This window comes from Paenibacillus sp. R-74696 (assembly GCF_055814915.1).
On record NZ_JBPULM010000038.1, the window covers coordinates 36,091 to 53,989 of the forward strand.

15 protein-coding genes are annotated in these 17,899 nt (G+C 47.7%); 3 read left to right on the plus strand and 12 right to left on the minus strand.

Annotated elements, in window-relative coordinates; all coding sequences use genetic code 11:
* Positions 1–297: 297 nt before the first annotated feature.
* On the plus strand, positions 298–1,152 hold the full coding sequence (locus tag ACSR9A_RS18390; protein ID WP_473758744.1) for an alpha/beta fold hydrolase: 855 nt from the start codon (positions 298–300) through the stop codon (positions 1,150–1,152).
* A 68-nt stretch (positions 1,153–1,220) separates the two neighbouring features.
* On the opposite strand, the gene ACSR9A_RS18395 is transcribed toward ACSR9A_RS18390, so the two are convergent.
* From ACSR9A_RS18395 to ACSR9A_RS18430, 8 genes are all read right to left on the minus strand, one after another.
* Positions 1,221–1,991 carry a response regulator transcription factor gene (locus ACSR9A_RS18395; RefSeq protein WP_473758745.1) on the minus strand — a complete coding sequence of 257 codons (771 nt, stop codon included), beginning with the start codon at positions 1,989–1,991 and terminating at the stop codon, positions 1,221–1,223.
* Positions 1,966–3,738, minus strand: a complete 1,773-nt coding sequence (locus ACSR9A_RS18400) for a sensor histidine kinase (protein WP_473758746.1) — start codon at positions 3,736–3,738, stop codon at positions 1,966–1,968. The genes ACSR9A_RS18395 and ACSR9A_RS18400 overlap by 26 nt, the downstream gene beginning before the upstream one ends.
* 80 nt (positions 3,739–3,818) lie before the next feature.
* Positions 3,819–4,874: an NAD(P)-dependent alcohol dehydrogenase gene (locus ACSR9A_RS18405; RefSeq protein ID WP_473758747.1), complete on the minus strand. Its 1,056-nt coding sequence runs from the start codon at positions 4,872–4,874 to the stop codon at positions 3,819–3,821.
* Between the two features lie 4 nt (positions 4,875–4,878).
* Positions 4,879–6,480, minus strand: coding sequence for a glycoside hydrolase family 43 protein (locus ACSR9A_RS18410; RefSeq protein WP_473758824.1), 1,602 nt, complete (start codon positions 6,478–6,480; stop codon positions 4,879–4,881).
* A 36-nt stretch (positions 6,481–6,516) separates the two neighbouring features.
* Positions 6,517–7,791, minus strand: a complete 1,275-nt coding sequence (locus ACSR9A_RS18415; protein WP_473758748.1) for an ABC transporter substrate-binding protein — start codon at positions 7,789–7,791, stop codon at positions 6,517–6,519.
* 56 nt (positions 7,792–7,847) lie between these two features.
* The gene (locus ACSR9A_RS18420) at positions 7,848–8,705 is read right to left on the minus strand and encodes a carbohydrate ABC transporter permease (protein ID WP_341279644.1); all 858 of its coding nucleotides are present in this window, start codon (positions 8,703–8,705) and stop codon (positions 7,848–7,850) included.
* An 18-nt stretch (positions 8,706–8,723) separates the two neighbouring features.
* Positions 8,724–9,611, minus strand: coding sequence for a carbohydrate ABC transporter permease (locus tag ACSR9A_RS18425; RefSeq protein ID WP_341279645.1), 888 nt, complete (start codon positions 9,609–9,611; stop codon positions 8,724–8,726).
* A 480-nt stretch (positions 9,612–10,091) separates the two neighbouring features.
* The gene (locus ACSR9A_RS18430; protein ID WP_473758825.1) at positions 10,092–11,264 is read right to left on the minus strand and encodes a TerD family protein; all 1,173 of its coding nucleotides are present in this window, start codon (positions 11,262–11,264) and stop codon (positions 10,092–10,094) included.
* 158 nt (positions 11,265–11,422) lie between these two features.
* Between ACSR9A_RS18430 and ACSR9A_RS18435 the strand changes: the two genes are divergently transcribed.
* On the plus strand, positions 11,423–11,839 hold the full coding sequence (locus ACSR9A_RS18435; RefSeq protein WP_341279646.1) for an Rrf2 family transcriptional regulator: 417 nt from the start codon (positions 11,423–11,425) through the stop codon (positions 11,837–11,839).
* Positions 11,840–11,995: 156 nt separating this feature from the next.
* Complete coding sequence (locus tag ACSR9A_RS18440) at positions 11,996–12,853, plus strand: SDR family oxidoreductase (RefSeq protein WP_473758749.1); 858 nt, start codon at positions 11,996–11,998, stop codon at positions 12,851–12,853.
* Between the two features lie 475 nt (positions 12,854–13,328).
* On the opposite strand, the gene ACSR9A_RS18445 is transcribed toward ACSR9A_RS18440, so the two are convergent.
* The 4 genes from ACSR9A_RS18445 to ACSR9A_RS18460 all read right to left on the minus strand — a co-directional run bounded on the left by ACSR9A_RS18445 (position 13,329) and on the right by ACSR9A_RS18460 (position 17,814).
* Positions 13,329–14,201: a DMT family transporter gene (locus ACSR9A_RS18445; RefSeq protein WP_473758750.1), complete on the minus strand. Its 873-nt coding sequence runs from the start codon at positions 14,199–14,201 to the stop codon at positions 13,329–13,331.
* Between the two features lie 215 nt (positions 14,202–14,416).
* Positions 14,417–14,848, minus strand: coding sequence for a DUF6843 domain-containing protein (locus ACSR9A_RS18450; RefSeq protein ID WP_473758751.1), 432 nt, complete (start codon positions 14,846–14,848; stop codon positions 14,417–14,419).
* A gap of 173 nt (positions 14,849–15,021) precedes the next feature.
* Positions 15,022–16,710, minus strand: coding sequence for a histidine kinase N-terminal 7TM domain-containing diguanylate cyclase (locus ACSR9A_RS18455; RefSeq protein WP_473758752.1), 1,689 nt, complete (start codon positions 16,708–16,710; stop codon positions 15,022–15,024).
* A gap of 339 nt (positions 16,711–17,049) precedes the next feature.
* Positions 17,050–17,814: an AAC(3) family N-acetyltransferase gene (locus ACSR9A_RS18460; protein WP_473758753.1), complete on the minus strand. Its 765-nt coding sequence runs from the start codon at positions 17,812–17,814 to the stop codon at positions 17,050–17,052.
* Positions 17,815–17,899 lie beyond the last annotated feature (85 nt).

Sequence of the window (17,899 nt, forward strand, 5' to 3'; positions counted from 1 at the left end):
TATAATAAAAGAGGTGCTCCCCCTGTGCTGCGAATAAAAATATTCATTTGCTTATCCGTCTTTGTTTTTCTAATCGGGTTCGGAGCTATTATGAATAACCAGTTGGAGAAAAAAAGATATACAGCTGTATCGCCACCTTTAACGACACCGTCCTATACGCTTTATCAAGCTTCGATCTGGGAAAACAGAGATTTTCAGCCGCTTCCCTTTCAGCCTAGGGAATATGTCCGTATCCAAAGGACGAAAATAACGACTAATGGATATCGTTAGCTCAACAGATTGGAAGGATGGGACGTCATGGATCGCCAAGTCAGCACCATACAAGTAGGTGAATATGTGCTTGAATACTCCATTGTAGGCGAAGGACTGCCGCTGCTGTTTTTTCACGGCGGGCACTCCAACTGCTATGAAGAATTCGGCTACCAGAGCCTTGTCGCTTCGGGATATTCCATTATAACCCCCTCCCGATCAGGATATAGCAAGACCTCCCCTATTCCCGAGCTGCAGCAAGCCTGCGAGGTATACTTGGCTCTGCTGGATCACCTGCATATTGCAAAAGTACATGTGATTGCAGCTTCAGCGGGAGGGCCTACAGGCATCCTTTTTTGTGCGCAATTCCCTGAACGAGTCGCAAGCCTGACCTTACAATGCGCAATCTCCATGCCCTGGATCTCTTCAAACAATAAAGCCTATCGCATTGGAAGGCTGATTTTCAAACCCGGGGTGGAAAAAGGAACTTGGCTCATACTGGCTGGGATGAATAACCTTCTGCCGCGGCTCATGTTAAGGATGTCGTTTTTTGTCTTTTCTACCCTATCACCAGCTGAGGCGTATGCTAGGCTGGATAAGCTTGCTGTTGAATTATTTCGCGAAATGAACAATAGGCAGCGCTCAAATTATGGCTTTCTGATTGATCTCGAGCAAACCCAGAAAGATTATACGCGAGAGCTAGGTTCCATCAAAGCCCCTACGCTAATTATGCACAGCAAAAATGATCGTTCCGTTACTCCCAGCCATGCTAAAAATGCCAAAGCCCATATTGTACATTCGGAAGCCTTTATTTTGGATGCATGGGGCCACCTGATATGGATAGGCAAGCATGCTGCCGAATTTGAACGTAAGCAGATCGCCTTTTTAGCTGAAAATCAGTAGCAGACCTCTTCCTTCTTTAGACAGGTGGATTAAGAAGGAAGAGAGCTGTACAGGCAGCTATCACGAAGCTAGGACAGCGACCCTTGGTTCCCATGGACTGCCATCAGCTTTAGCTGCTCCCGGTACTGCTTTGGCGTAATGCCTTCATATTTTTTGAAAATCCGAATAAAATAGCTCGCCGTCTGGAGGCCGATTTGCTCCGAAATACCATCTAGGCTAAGCGGAGAATGGTAGAGCAGCTCCTTGGCCCGTTTCATCCGCAGCCGGATGACATAGTCGCTGAAGCTTACGCCCGTCTCCTCTTTGAACAACACGCTGAGATAGCTCGGATTCAGATGGACATGCTGGGCGACCTCCTTGATGGACAAAGGCATGCCAATACTTTCATGAATATACTTAACGGCACTAAGTATATAGGCATTGGTGGAGGGTACGCCATAGGACAGCCCGTTTGCCGCTTCCTCCGACTTGGATTGAAAAGCTTTTCCAACCGCCTGAATGAGCTGCTCCTGCCGAATCGGCTTCAGCAAATAATCGACGGCACCAAGCTTCAGCCCTTTCTGGGCATACTCAAATTCCGCAAAGCCGGTGAGCAGTATCGTATTAATGTCGTTCTGCTCGCCGCGCAGCGTCTCAAGCAGCTCGATGCCCGTCATGAGCGGCATCCGGATATCGGTAATAAGCAGATCATAGGGCTTCTCCCGAAGCAGCCGGATTGCCTGCTTCCCATTGTCGGCCATATCCACCTGAACCTTGTCTTCCCCCCACTGCTCCAGGGTGAAAGCCACCCCCATGCGCGAATTGTACTCATCATCAACGACCAGTATGCTGTGATTCATCGTCAGAAGCTCCCCTCTCTGGCTCAGGCTCTAGCGGAATTTTCAATACAATCGTCGTCCCGGCGCCTGGCGCGCTGTCAATGGTTAAGCCGAATTGCTTCCCGTAATGAAGCTGAATCAGCTTGCACACATTGAATAGGCCAATGCCATTTTTGCCCGTTACAAAAGCAATGCTCAAATCGCTCTGTAAGCGTTCTCTTATTTGATGCAGCTGCTCGGGGTCGATGCCAATGCCGTTATCGTGCACCGTAAAGGAAATGACGCCCGCTTCCTCCCTTACGCGCAGCTTAATCGTGCCGCCATGCTCCATAGGCTCGATGCCATGCACGATGGCATTTTCAACCAACGGCTGAATCGCGAGCTTGGGAATCCGCACGCCGCCAAGCTGCTGCTCGCAGTCGATTTCAATGGCGAGCCTGTCGCGCCAGCGCATTTTCATAATATCGCCATACCGCTTGACCTGCTCCAGCTCCTCATCAATGGTTACAAATCCGTCCTGGGTGCTTGAGTGAATCGTATACCGGAACAAATCGGCCAGCTGAATAACGGTCTGCGCCAGCTCCTGCTCTCCTTTGCGGATATGATCCCAGTAGAGCGAATCGAGCGTGTTGAATAAAAAATGCGGATTGATTTGTGAATGAAGCGCTTTAATTTCGCTTTTGCTCTTCACAATTTCAATCTCATAAACCGATTTAATTAAATAATTAATCTGCTTAACCATCTGGTTATACGTCACATTCAGCTGATTAACCTCGCGATTAAAATATTGATCGGGGTTTTCCCGTGGACTGCCATGCTTGCCGCCCTGAATAATACGTGTCAGGCTTCGGATTGGTGAAGTAATAAACTTGGATAAATAATAAGACAGCAGCGCAAATACGAAAATGCTCAGCACGCTTGCCCAAAGCAATACATCGCGCAAAAAGTAAATATCGGCGGTCAGCGTTTGCTTGGGAATCATAATTTGCAGCTTCCAGCCTGTCGATCGTATGGCCCGCTCTACCGTTACATAATCGCCGCTCTCTCCTTCAAGAGCGCCGACCGACAGGAGCAGTCCGCTGTCTTCCGCCACGTTCATGCTGTTGTTGTTTTCATCAAGTAGACGCATCACACGGCCTTTGTCCTTCGCCTTGTCCGTAGTTGCCAGCTCGATTATGGAAGGCTTAAGCCGGATGAGCAAATAGCCGCCCTTCGCATATTTCTCCTTCTCCAGCTTGACCTGCCTGACGGCCAGCAAATATTCCGGGTTGTCTGGATCACGTCCGATCCATATCATGGCTCCCGCCTCATGGATTTCATCCGCCTGCTGCAAATAACGCTCCTCTATCCGCTCTGCAATGCTCTTCTCCACAATGGGGTAGAGGCTGCGGGACAAGCTGTAAAGCTCAATGTCCTTTATCGTATCTGAGTAGGCCGTCTTCTCGATGAGCAGCCTCCTCAGCTTCATTCGTTCGTCATAGACCGCCGAGTGCCCCTGCTTCTCCAAGCTGAGCGCTTCTTGTATCCGGTCATCCATGGCCAGCTGCAGCGTCAGGACGTTAACCTCGTTAAGCTGCGATTCCAGCCTCCCGCTTGCTTGCAGCGCGATCTCGTCAATATACAGTGCCGCATTCTCACGCTGCACCTTGGACAGCAGCACATAGAGGCTGCTCACCGTAATAAGCAGGACAATGGACATGGTCAAAATAAAGCTGACAAAAATTTGGCCTCTCGTCTGATCCAATCCTATTTTTTTGAAGTATCCCACTTGCTGCTTCCTCCAGTGAAACTTGCACAAAACCTATCCTCTCGAAAGTTCATGAAAGGATAGGCTTTGTCCGCATACGGTTATTTATTTGGATAGATCATAATTTTTATACTTGTGTCCTTCTGCGTACGGGCCATTTCAACTGCTTCCTTCGTATCCCGCAGCGCATATTTATGGGTAATGACCTTCTCGATGTCCACGCTGGACTGGCTGAGCGCTTGAATGGCGCCCGGGTAGGTGTTAGCATAACGGAACAATCCGAGCACATCTACCTCCGCATCGATAATCGCGTTCACATCAACCGGAATTTCAGAAGCTGCTGGCATTCCGACAAGCACAATGCGTCCGCCGCGTTTGACGGTGCGAACCGCATCGGCGATAGCCCGTCCATTTCCGGAGGTCTCAACAATGACGGTAACGCCTTTTCCGCCGGTCAATTCGGCAATGCGCGCCTGCACATCCTCTTTCATTGGATCGATAATTGCCGTAACGCCCATTTCCTTCGCCAGCTCCTGGCGAAAGGGCACAACGTCCGTCGCATAAATTTCACTTACGCCGAACACCTTCGCTGCCTGAATCGCAAGCAGGCCGATCGGTCCAAGACCCGTTACCAGCAGACGGTCTGCCGGAGTAACCTTCGCGCGGTTCATCGCGTGAAGTCCTACGGACAGCGGCTCCAGAAGCGCGCCCTGCTCAAAGCTGATTTCATCCGGCAGCTTGAATAGGAAATCGCTGCGTACCGCTACATACTCAGCCCATGCGCCGTCAACCGGCGGCGTTGCCATAAACACAACGTCAGGGCACAAATTGTAGCGGCCCGATTTGCAATATTCACAACGGCCGCATGCTACGCCCGGCTCTACCGCTACCCGGTCGCCAATCGCGACACCCGATACGCGTGCGCCGACAGCAACGACCTCGCCAGCCAGCTCATGGCCGAGAATAATCGGTTTTTCCACGACATAGCGGCCAATTCTTCCGTGCTCATAATAATGAACGTCCGAGCCGCATACGCCAATACAGTATACTTTGACGAGCGCCTCATCGTCCTTCGGGGTCGGAACGGGTACTTTCTGAATCTCGATATCCAGTGGTTTGTTCATTACGGCTGCATCCATTACGTTTATGCTCATCATCAGCTCACCTTTCAGAATACTTGAAATAATCAAAGTCCGCATACTTGCCTCGTCCGCTTAAATCCTGTACGCAAATGCCGATAAATGCTCCGGTGAAGCCTTGATCAAGCGCAATGCCGTCCTTCACCAGCTCGGCGTTTTCATCCGATATTTTGCTGGCATCCAGAACAGGGCCAATCGGCAACCAAGCCGCTCCATCCAGCGAATAGTGGAATTGCAGCGCCTCATGGCGGACTTCCGCCTTTAAATAGCAGCGCTCTGCCCCATCAATCGATACGGGCTGCTCAAGCGGCTCATCATATACGGCGCGGTCGCTCGACATAATGCCGAGGCATTTGCCCAGCTGCTCATCACGACTGATCCATAAGTAATAATAATTCTTTGTATTGTAATAGTATACAAGCCCAGCAAGCTGCTGATAAGTATCTGGCTCAAATTCTACCACCGTTTCAGCATCTACGGTGAACGATTGCTGGCGGCGTGCTATAAGGCTCTGCCGGTGGGAGGAATACAGCGATTCTCTTCCCTTCAGCCTCATATGACCCGGACGCTCCTTCAGCGTTGCCCATTGCTCGCTCCGCGGCTCGCGCAGTGTATGAAGTTGAATGCTTATCGCATCCCCGTCAAAATGCTCAATCTCTGGCTCCGCCTCAAAACGATGTTCCGGAAGCGCTGGTGCGCTCACCTGAACCTCCGGCGAATGGCCTCCGCCGATAAGGCGCAGCCAGCCGTCCTCCGTCCAAGCGACCCTCTGAAGGGCGGTTTCCCGCCCAAGCGTGCAGCTTCCCGAAGGGCTGAGCGGCCGCGCGCACAGATGGGCAATATACAGCTGCCCCTCCTGCGTCTCGACCAGACTGACATGGCCCGCCTTTTGCAGCGCTAGCTCTGGGCGGTCCGCTGACGTAATGAGCGGCCCAGCCGGATCGGCCTCATAGGTGCCAAGCAGCGTTCGTGAGCGAGCCACCGTCGCCGCATGGCCAAAGCGCGTGCCGCCCTCCGCGGTAATCATATAATAATAGCCGTCATGACGATAAATGTGAGGACCTTCCGTCAAACCAAGCGGCGTGCCGCCAAATATCGTTTGAATCGGTCCCGTTAGCGCCTTTAGCTCCTCGGAATACTGTTGAATGACGATGCCGCCGAACGGATTTTTCCCTTTACGGTGATCCCATGTTAAATTGACCAGCCACTTGGTGCCATCCTCATCATGGAACAGGGAAGGGTCAAAGCCGCTGCTGTTCAAATAAATCGGCTCTGACCAAGGCCCCATAATATCGGTTGCCGTAACGACATAGTTATGCGTGTCCTTGAACGGGCCCATATGGCTTTTTACATCGGTAAACACCAGATAGAAGATACCGTTATCGTAGCTGAGGCACGGCGCCCATACTCCGCCGGAGTCGGGATTGCCGATCATATCGAGCTGGCTCGCCCGGGTAAGCGGGTGCGTGAGCACCCGCCAGTTTTTCAAATCGCGAGAATGATGAATTTGAACGCCGGGAAACCATTCGAAGGTCGAGGTCGCAATATAATAGTCGTCTCCGACACGAATGATCGAAGGATCGGGGTTGAAGCCCCGCAATATCGGATTGTTAATTACGTTAATCGCAAACGCCTCCTGTCTCACATGCTCTGGCCGCTGTTACTTGATTTTCGCCAGCTCGTCTTTAACGCTGCTTGCATTTTGGCCGACGATCGCACCGACCGAGTTCAGGAACTGCTCGGCACGCTTCGCGTCCAGCGCTTGGTCATAGTAGCTGAAGAAGCCTTCCAAGCTGCTGCTGATGGAGCTGTCATAGGCAAACGCCAGCGGATTCATTTTTGCCTCTTCCAGTCCTGGGTTTTTCATTGGGCTGATGTTCGCGCCTTCATTAATTTCTTTCCGCTGCAGCGAGTCAGTAAGGAAACGAATCGCTTCATAAGCCGCTTCTTGGTTCGTCTTGGAAGAAATCGCCATACCTGCGCCGAAGCCGCCTTGGTAAGTGTTTATGCCGCCTTGGCCGCCATCTACGGTCGGGAATGGCACGAAGCCGACTTTATCGGCAAAGTCGCCATCGAGGAAGGAGTTCATTGCCCATTCGCCTTGCAGATACATAGCAGCTTTGCCGTTCGTAAACAGCGATTCTGCCGCTGCATAATCAAGACCAAGGAAACCATTGATGAAGCCTTTGTGATCGACAGCAAGCTCACGCAGCATTTCTCCTGCTTTTACAAAGCTGTCCTGTGTGAAATCGGCTTCGCCATTTTTCGCTTTCTCGAACGGCTCCATGCCGCCGATGCGCTGTGCCAGATAAGAGAACCAGTGCAGAACCGGCCAGCGGTCTTTGCCTGCGACTGTAATCGGAACGATATTTTTAGCGTTCAGTTGATCCACAACATTTAGCAGCTCCGCATAGGTAGTCGGTGGAGTCAGACCATTTTCATCAAAAATTTGCTTGTTGTACCATAGGGATACTCCGCTGAATAGAACGGGAATGCCGTAGTTTTTGCCGTCGTAAGAGAACGTTTCCAATCCGCCGTTAAGCACATCGTTTTTGAACGCTTCATCCTTATTCAGCGGCTCGGTAATATCGCCCAGCATGCTGTTGGATACGAGCGTATCGAAGGTTTCACCGCTCCAATACGTAATAATATCCGGCACCTGGTTGCCTGTAATCGCTACTTTCATTTTGGTTTTCAATGCTTCGTCTTCAAAAAACTCGGCCGTAAGCTCTACATTCGGATGCTCGTCATTGAATTGCTTGATTGATTTTTCAATAATATCCTTGTTTCTCGTTTCCATGCTCCACATGGTCAGCTTCGTTACATCGCCCGCTCCTGCCTCCGTCGCTTCGCCTTCCGCCTTGTTTCCGGCGCTGGAGCAGCCCGCCATTACTACCATCATTAATGCCAACAATAAGATAAGACCCTTTTTCATGTTTGTTTCCCCCTTGGATAGTGTCGAATGCCGCAGCTCATAAATAGAAGTCCCTATTAGCCTTTAACCGCGCCCGCTACAACCCCCTTTTGAATATACTTTTGCAGAAACATATATAAAATAATGATAGGAGCTGTCGTGATGACCAATGCCGCGCTGATCAGCGAATAATCGGCACTGAAGTTGCCCTTGAACATCATGAGGCCGAGCGGCAGCGTTTTGAGCGATTCCTTGGATACCATGACGAGCGGAAAGACGAAATCATTCATAATGTTGAAAAAGGAAAGAATCGTAATCGTCGCCAGCACAGGCTTCGCAATCGGAAAATACACTTTGAAAAACGTTTGATAAATCGAGCAGCCGTCAATCATGGCCGCCTCCTCCAGCTCCTTCGGCACGCCCTGAAAGAAGCCATGGGCGATAAAGACAGCGACCGGAAGATTAAAGGCGATATAAGGGAAAAACAATGCCCAGAACGAATCATAGATCCCCAGCTTATTCGCCATCGTAAACAGTGGAATCAAGGTGCTGTGGATCGGAATCAGCATGCCGAGAAAAAATGCTCCCAGCAGCAGCTTCGAGCCCTTAAACGGCCGAATCGATAAGTAAAAGCCAATCAGCGTCGATACGACCAGCAGCCCGACTACCGAGAAGAAGGTAATGTACAGGCTGTTGAACAAATAGCCGTTGATGCCTTGGTTCCAGGCCTGCACAAAATTATCAAAATGCCACGATTCCGGCAGCCCCCAAGGGTTCGCGAAATACTCCTTATTGGTTTTAAATGACGAAATGACCATCCATACGAACGGATATCCTGTAAATACGAGATGGACCAGAAGCAGCACATACAGCAGCAATCGGGAAAAGCCTTTGCCGCGCGTCCCCGCCGGCTGCATCGTTTGAGTCGCGCTCACCTTCATCTCTCCTTTCTCTTATTGGAATCTGGCGCCTGTACGGCTCAGAAGCTTGGAAATAATAAATGCGAGGCATAGTCCGAACAGCAGCAGGAAGGTGGAGATGGTGCTGCCATAGCCGAAGTCCATCATGCGGAATGCATTTTTCATCATATAGCTTGCTAGCACTTCGCTGCTATTATTCGGCCCGCCGCCCGTCATAATATAGATCAGGTCGAAATATTTCAAAGAATTGATCACACAGTTCAGCACCGTGAACGTAATGGTCGGCCAGATCAGCGGGATTTGAATGCTGAAAATAATTCTCCACTCTCCAGCGCCCTCTACCCGTGCCGACTCCAGTACCTCTTCCGAGATGCCCTGAAGCGCGCCGATATAGACGATAATATAAAAGCCGATAAACTGCCAAGCGACAACCGCGATAACCGACCCTAGCGCCGTCGCTTCTTCCCCGAGCCAGGCATGTGCCCAGCTGTCGAGCCCAAGCTGCATAAGCAAACTATTCAGCAGCCCGAAATTCGGGTCGTAAATTTGCCCCCACAAAATTCCAAGCACGGCTGTAGACAGCATAACCGGTGTGAAATAAATCGTTTTCAAAAAATTTGATCCTCTCAGCTTGTAGCCCAGCACAATGGCAAAAAACAAACCGACCGGCAGCTGAATGAAAAGCGCTCCCAAAGTTAATAACACTGAGTTTTTGAGCGAGGTCCATAGAACCGGATCTTGAAGCAGCCGAATGAAATTGTCCCCTCCGTTGAACACCTTTGCCGAAACTCCGTCCCACTGGAAGAAGCTATAATAAATACTCATACTGATCGGCACAATAATAACTGCCAAAAAAATCAACAGTGCAGGTCCCATGAAAAATAGCCTGCTGCCCAAGCGTCCGGCGCCTGTTTCGTTCATCCGTAACACCCTCTCCTAGCTTAATGCGCATGATGCCTTGCTTTTTTGTATCCGTTTTCATTATTTTATCAATGACATAAATCATTGTAATGACACGATGATTAGGTAAAATAGCACTTTCATTGGTTCGTCCGACAGGGCGAGGGAATACAACAAAAAAACCGCATTCGTCTGAATGCAGTTGTTTGGGATAATGCTTTTAATTGGTGCTGGCTATTGCAGGCCATGGATGGAAACGTAATCCCGCCAAATCCGGATAGAAGCAGCCCGCTTCAATCGTATTCCCGATCGATCCCGATCGATGGCTTGGTGGACACAGAAAACCCTATTTCAACCGAATCACTGGTTATAGCCTAGTTCGCGGACTCAGGAGCAGCTATTGCGTTAATAATCGCTATTTTGAGGGGATGACGAAGCCAATAACGGATCTCCTGTCCGCGTAATGCCTGAAACCGCATAAAAAGTCAGAATAGCGGAACCTCAGTCCCAATCATCCTTGAACTCTTCAGGGCCAACATCCATTTTAAAATCTCCATTTGCATAAAGAAGCGGACTACGCTCTTCCCCATCTTTGGAATATTTTTCAACGTGACTGACTCGCATTTGCTTGGCATCTGTGAAATCGATATGGGCGATGGCCACCCAATAGGCGTAATCGTTTTTCTCGAGCAGTGGTGCTGTTACGGTTTGTCCCTGATGATTATCAACGCTTGCACGAACCTTCATCGATTTAAAGCTGCCTGCGCCATTGCTCAATGCGCTATAGGCGGCAAATAGAACGTAGCTTAACGCTTCCGGTCGATGAATAACAATCGTTTCTTTCCCATGTCCCATAGCATCCCCATCGAGTTGAATGTACGGAGCAGTATGAGGTGATCCAAGGTAGCGATAATAGATTTTGCCAACCTGCCCGTCCTTTGTTACATAAAAACAATACAAATCCAAGTCTTTTTTGGTTTGCCATTCGAGAATTGCCGTAACCTTGGCCGACTTTTGAATGTTAATGCTTTCTTTCTTCTTGAGCTCCACTTTTAGCAGTTGGTTTGGCTTGGCAGGGGAAACAGCGGGTTCAGCAGCAGCAGCCACTTCCGCATCTGATTCGCTGTATACTTTGAGTCCAAAGTTGCTAACAAGAGCGGCGAGCCCTCCCTCAAACCCGCTTCCGACGGCACTAAACTTCCACTCCCCTTTATGGAGATAAAATTCGCCAACAACGATAGCTGTTTCTTTGCTAAGGCCTTCTCCGAGGTTGAATCTACATATCTCCTCGCCGTTGCTTGGGTTATAGATTCGCCCGACGGCGCTACGAACTTGCGAAAAGGCTTGACCATGCGCTTCCCCATCATGAATGGTGAGCGTTACCGCGATTTTATGTATATCACTCGGTACCTTACCTACCGAAATTTTGATAAGCTCTCGATCTCCATTCGTCGGACCTAAGTGTGCAACGGCATGCTGCCGGCTGAAAGGTTGATTATAGAAGATCATATCTTCATCCTGGGCACATACACCTGCTTGATTTAAGAGGAAAGCTGATGCATTTATATCGATTGCTGGATCTGCGGTCTGCCAAGAAAGCCCAATTACAATATCGGAAATCCCGCGACCTTTTGTAACATCGATTTTTTGACCTTTTGCTAGGATCATCAACAACCGCTCCTTATCGATCTCCAATTTTACAAAATGACACATTTTTAGTATATCATACGAATCAAAGTCTATAGACAAGTAACCAAAACACAAAAAGAATAGGAACAGGATTGACATTCCGTCAAGAAGTAACTATGATGGTTACAACGGTGGTGATAACAATGAAACAATTCAGCAGCCGCTTCTCGATGGGAGTCCATATTCTGACGTTGATTGCTGTTATGCCGGGAGATTGCACAGGGGATATGATTGCTGGCAGCGTAAATACGAATCCCGTCGTCATCCGAAGAATTATGGCCCAGCTGAAAAAAGCCGGTTTGATTAATGTCCGGCCCGGTGTTGGTGGTGCTACTCTATTGAAAGACCCCGCATCTATTAGCTTATTGGAAGTGTACAATGCGGTTGAAGTCATTGATGAGGGTCCCCTGTTCCATTTTCATCCAAATCCTAGCCCGCGATGCCCTGTAGGCAGAACCATTGAAGCCTCGCTTACGGCAGAACTGACTGAAGCTCAAGCCGCTATGGAGCAGAGATTGAGCAGCGTTAGCATTGCGAAGATACTCGGACAAGTTTGTTAAAAAAAGCTCTTGCAATGGCTTTTTTACGCCCTCGTTGTAACTACTTAGGTTATAACAGTGAAGGTTTCAAAAGTAACTAAAGCTAGGCTATAAGGGGATTTCAATCATTGAATCCCGTTTTATTTCACACAAACCCAACCCATGGAGGAATGAATTATGAAAATTTTAGTAACTGGCGCAACTGGACAATTTGGCTCCCTCGTCATCGATACTCTATTAAAAAAGCTGCCTGCTGAACAGCTTGCGGTAAGTGTGCGTACGCCAGAAAAAGCCGCGCATTTGCAAGCACAAGGCGTTGAAGTACGCCATGGTGACTTTGATCAGCCCGAAACCCTCGATACAGCATTTGCTGGTGTAGACCGTTTGTTGATCGTTTCCGCTGATGCAGATAATGCTACACGTATTCGCCAGCATCAAGCCGCTATCGATGCCGCCAAAAAAGCAGGCGTAGGCTTCATTGCTTACACAAGTGTTGCCAAAGCAGATAAGAGCACGCTCTCGCTCGCTGAAGTCCACCGCGCTGCGGAAGAAGCGATTCTTGCAACGGGAATTCCATATTCTCTACTGCGTAACAACTGGTATGCTGAGAACGAAGCTGGCAGCGTACAGGGCGCCATCCACGGAGCACCTTGGCTGAATGCCACTGGCACTGCGCGTGCAGGCTATGCATTACGGAGCGATTATGCCGAAGCGGCGGCGGCTGTTCTAGCTGGCGAAGGCCATGACAATACGGTCTACGAGCTGTCGGGCAAGCCGCGTACGCAAGCTGAGCTTGCAGCCATCACTGGCGAAGCATTGGGCAAAGAAATCAACGTTGTCGATGTAGATGATGCTGCATTCGGCCAAGCTTTGACGCAAGCAGGGCTTCCTGATTTTGTCGTTGCGATGATTGTTGATTTACAAGCTCCAATCCGCGAAGGCTCCCTCGATGTAGAGAGCAATGATCTGGAGACGCTGCTTGGCCGTCCAGCTACTCCACTCAGCGCATTTGTTACCGCTCTTTCTGGACGTTAAGCTATTGTGGCTACTAGGATAGACAGGGCAAGCAAATGAAACGAGTCTGTCTCGACAGGTCAGAAATGACCTCCGGGACAGACTCGTTTTACATTTAGATAGTCGGCAATCAGCAGCTTGATGCTGTTCGTTTGTTTCCGGCGATTGCCGGGATACTCCCTGTACAAAGCTAGACTTGGCGGACACAGCAGCAGCTATTCTAACAAAATCAAGAGTAATAGCACAGGCCGCGGACTCAGGAGACGCTATTGCTCTGCAAATGGCCAATTTGACTGGATGAGGAGGCCGATAACGGATTTCCTGTCCGCGAAAGACGTGAAATCAGGTCAAAAACCAGAATAGCGGAACCTCTGTCCTCAGAAAAAATACAGTGCGCATCACGAGCGTTGAGATCTCAGACTACCCTCGCAAACTGCGGTCCCTTGCCCTTAAATCGTCAGATAAAATGGGGCTTGAATACGATCAGCTTTCGTGATTATTCTTCGCGGATGACTAATAACACACCAGTAAAAATGAATAACGTACCTATCCAAAAAGACCAGCCGATTTGTTCACCTAGTAATAACCATCCTAGAAAAGTTCCGACGATAGGCTGAAAAAAGAAAAACAATCCGCCACTTGCAGCATTAAGCATTTGCAATCCACGATTCCACAGCAAAAAGGCACATGCTGTCGAAATGACTCCTAAGTACAAAAGGCCGCCCCAAATCGATGGCTGCATGATGGCTTGAACATCTAGCTCAGGTAATCGGCTAATTGTAAAAGGGGTAAGTAGCGAGATGGCTACTAGGGTTGTATAGAACGTTACAACAATTTGTGAATACTGCCTAGGTACCCGTTTAATTAAAACAGACATAAGCGCCCAAGTAAGGGCGGCAATAAGCAGGGAAACGCCACCCCGTTGAAGAGATGGATCGATATTGGCAGTTCCAACAATAACACCAACTCCGATTGTTGCTAAAAGAATAGAAGCGGCTTTTTTAAACGTAATTTTTTCTTTTAAGATGATGCGCGCAAATAACACCATAAATGCGGGTGTCGTCGAAGTAATAATAGCGCCCATTTGTGCAGTAGAGAACATCGTGCCCACTTCTTGGGTCAGGATTGAAATGGTGTTTCCAACAAGACCAATCATGAAGATCAACAGCAAATCTCGTTTTTCAATTCGCCAGGATTGTTTGGTGACAACACCAATTATTAATAATGCAAAAATCGCAATGACATAACGAATCCATACTAATTCAAGTGGCGGCACAACGTCTACCACATGCTTTACTACAACAAACATCCCGCCCCAAATACTTGCAGCGATTGATAAATATAAAGAACCTAATAAAGTGTTTTTCATGTTGTACCCTCCGTTTTTCTAGACCATTCCTGTCCTTAACGGAGATGTAGTTTTTCTACCGCTAAGGGAGAATAACTACAGGTACATCATTTTCAAATAGTGGTGACCACATCATCAGTTTTCAGCTCGCTCTCATAAGAATAATATTATTTTATAAGACATTTATCGTTTAGGATACCCCTCAATATTTTCACTACTACTAATAACTCCTTTCTTCACTTTCCCCATGTCCTAAAATCTTCACTGCAATTGGTGCGGGTAATGGTAAAATCGTTATGTCTTGTGATGCTTGAACCAATCTCGGAAGCACCATTTCCTCTGACATGGACGCAACGTTCATCTATCGGAGTTCGCCGTCCATCAGGGCTGACATAGAAATATTGGTCCGTCACCAGCCCGTATTCCATTTCAGGCTTTGAGGTATCGTATGTCCCATCGACTCGAATTGGAATGAGATCATATTTCCCCTCTTTCTCAAGTGCTGGCGCACCTTGAACGTTATAAGTCACCCTAATATCACCCTCAAAGCCTACAGGGATTAAATAAATATCATTCGTTGAGGTCGTTTTAGTGAAAAACAAGCTTGTAATAAACCACAACACCGCCACAGCTCCAATTAATAGTGCGATCATTTTTTTGTCACTCATCAACCTGCTCCAATCTCATCCGCCTTATCTAAAATTATATTCCTTTTCTCTGTTCTTCATTAGTTCTAACATTTATAGTCCCCTCATAGCTTGATACCCGTTACTTGAGCAAAATAAAAAAAGACCGTCTGCTTAAGCAGCGGCCTCATCTATCTGTTGTTGATTCCATTCATTTAAGAAACACTCTGAACATCGGCAAATTCGATTCGATTTCGTCCATTTTGCTTGGCCTGATAAAGGGCTTTATCGACGGCGGCAAAAAGTTGAATTAAATACCCTTCTGGATTGTCCGGTACATGCTGAAGATTAAAGTCTTCAATGGATAAAAACCCTACGCTCACCGTAATGGAAACCTCTCCGATTTCATGATCTACTAAAATGTCGTTCGACTCGACCGCTACTCTCACTCGTTCCGCTAATTGTTTGGCTAACTGGCGTTCTGTATGCGGCAGGTAGATCATGAATTCTTCCCCGCCATAGCGAGTTAGAATGTCGGTCCCACGAATGGATTGTTTGACGGCTTGAGCCGTACGATAAAGGACTTCATCCCCAATTACATGTCCATAGCGATCATTAATTGATTTAAAGAAATCAATATCAAAAAGGATAAGTGAAAACGGAATTTTATATTGAATATTGGTTATAACCTCATGCATCAGCTGCTGCGTCAAATAACGTCGATTGTAGCAGTCTGTTAAACTGTCCGTAAGAACTAATTCTTCAAGCTTTTGATTAGCTGTGGACAGCTCATTGCGTATGCGATCAAGTGCATGGTTTCGTTCCTGAAGAACCTCATTTTGCCGATTCATTTCTTTCACAAAAAAGCGCTCCTGCGAGACATCCTGAAACGTAATGATATGACCGATCTGCATTCGGTAAGAATCGACAATCGGAGAAGCTTGTACGATAAAATGACGCACGATGTCTCGCTCATCGATAATTTCGATTTGAGACAAGGTATTTTCTTTTCGCTTATAACGTTCGAGAAACCTTTTGCTGTTGCCCTCAACACGAACAGACGCCAGCAACGACTCCATATCAAAATAATCACCTACATTTAAATCCATATAATTTCGTAAAGATCTGTTGGCTTCGATAATGGTTTCATTATCATCCAGCACAAGTATGCCATATGGAAGCGTGTTGATCACATCCTCATGAGCGATGGAGACAAGATCAAACACATTATATTTTTTAATGACATATACGAAAAATAAATCCGAAAGAAAAATACCCATCGAAGTAAAGCCCGGAATGATTGGCAGCCACTCCCTTAGGACCACATTAAGAATGGCATCAATACCTGCAAAAATAGCAAGCACGAATATTCCCCACAACGTTACTTTCACTTGCTTTCTAATCATGGGTGACGTTTTGGAAGCCTTCAATGCCCCAAACAATACAAAGAGAGAAGCAAAGAAGTAGCTCACTAGAATAGTGATGACTATCCAAAACCATGTGCCATATACTCGATGAACGTAACCGCCCTCCAGCGGAGTCACAAAAAGATTATTCGGGTTAATGACCACGCCAACTGCTGCGATAACCGCTGGAGCAAACAGCAGAAACAAGCTTTTTTTTCCTAATTTATCAGCATTTCCGGTAAGAAAGACAGTAAGCAGCAGCCAGCCGCTTCCGAGCAAAGAGAGTGCGACAAAGGATAATATCACATAGAACAACTGCAGCAGCGGATCAGTGGTCAGATCTATAGCAATCTGGCACAGTGGCCAAAGCATCATTAAAAAATGAAATAAAAAGTATACCTTATGTAAGTTCGTAATCCTCACGGTGGAAAAAACATAAACATATAAAGCAAACAATAGGAGGAATAAAAAGAGATCATACCATACTAATGGGCTCACAAATCTTCTCCTTTTTTGATACGACGACTACAATATTATAGAAATAGCATAATCCATGACACTTAAATGAACCTTTAAAAGATACTTCTCCAAATCATTAGCTTGGTTAAATTAACCACATCTTATCATACAGTAAAGACAGTCAGCTAGCCCACACAATGGCAGTCCAACCATCCTCTGAACGATTTCTTCATACATTCTTTGAATTTGCCCATGAATGGGACGTTTATGACTTAAGCTATGAGAGAGAAGAGGTTGTTTTGAGGATAAATTTAGAAGATTTTACGCGGTTCGCACCCTAGAGCCATCCGTTGCCGGACAGCCCCTTCATACATTCTATTAGTGATGATCCAAGGGATTATTATCCGAAAACAAATCGGGATTGTCTTTGAGCATGCCAGTTATTACTCTCGCTACCGCAGCCGCATCACAAACCCTTACAACCGCATCGCCAAGCCGCCCCTTATGCATAGCGCCTTCACTTTCCAGTATATCATCTACTTTCCAAAAATGCTGCGACCACGACAGCCCGCAATGTCTGCGGGAAGGCACAGAAATTTCTGTTCCATCGGCTAAAACCGTGTAAAGCAGCTCATGGTCATCCGTTAACCTGCCCGGTATGTCTACCCATTCTTCGACTCCATGAATAAAGGTATTGCGCCTTAAATCGACCCCAACTAACAATATAGTCGCCCTGCGGTCGAGCAGCTTCCCCCAAGCGGAGCCTCTAGCGCAGGGCGTATCGAAACGATGATCGTCGTTTGTGAGCTCTATAGCATCCGGGCCTAATGCTGCCACCGAATGGGTGGGGTGCAGCGAACGCACCACACCAGGCCGATTGCGAAAAAGCTCGGGCAGTATTCCGACGCAGGAAGGGGAACGATCAACGTAAAATTTCGGATTATCCGCATTGATGTAGGACCATGTATGGGTGGGCAACACCAACAGCCCATCCTTCATATGATCTGTTAACGCATCTAAGACAGTATCTGCGCCACCGTCAACAGACCCGATACTTTTCATCGAAGAATGGACGAGCAGCGTCCCTTGGCCGTCAATGCCTAGCTGCTCTAACTGCTTCATTAAGCTCTCTATCGTATGCATGTTCTTCACCCTCCCCTGCCATTATATCAAACCTTGCCCTTAATTGTGATAGGGTTCGAGGTATCATCTCAAAGGCGAAATTCCT

Coding starts and splice junctions, on each gene's coding strand:
- ACSR9A_RS18390 (WP_473758744.1), top strand. CDS start 298: ATGGATCGCCAAGTCAGCACCATACAAGTAGGTGAATATGTGCTTGAA.
- ACSR9A_RS18395 (WP_473758745.1), bottom strand. CDS start 1,991: ATGAATCACAGCATACTGGTCGTTGATGATGAGTACAATTCGCGCATG.
- ACSR9A_RS18405 (WP_473758747.1), bottom strand. CDS start 4,874: ATGATGAGCATAAACGTAATGGATGCAGCCGTAATGAACAAACCACTG.
- ACSR9A_RS18415 (WP_473758748.1), bottom strand. CDS start 7,791: ATGAAAAAGGGTCTTATCTTATTGTTGGCATTAATGATGGTAGTAATG.
- ACSR9A_RS18425 (WP_341279645.1), bottom strand. CDS start 9,611: ATGAACGAAACAGGCGCCGGACGCTTGGGCAGCAGGCTATTTTTCATG.
- ACSR9A_RS18435 (WP_341279646.1), top strand. CDS start 11,423: ATGAAACAATTCAGCAGCCGCTTCTCGATGGGAGTCCATATTCTGACG.
- ACSR9A_RS18440 (WP_473758749.1), top strand. CDS start 11,996: ATGAAAATTTTAGTAACTGGCGCAACTGGACAATTTGGCTCCCTCGTC.
- ACSR9A_RS18445 (WP_473758750.1), bottom strand. CDS start 14,201: ATGAAAAACACTTTATTAGGTTCTTTATATTTATCAATCGCTGCAAGT.
- ACSR9A_RS18450 (WP_473758751.1), bottom strand. CDS start 14,848: ATGAGTGACAAAAAAATGATCGCACTATTAATTGGAGCTGTGGCGGTG.
- ACSR9A_RS18460 (WP_473758753.1), bottom strand. CDS start 17,814: ATGCATACGATAGAGAGCTTAATGAAGCAGTTAGAGCAGCTAGGCATT.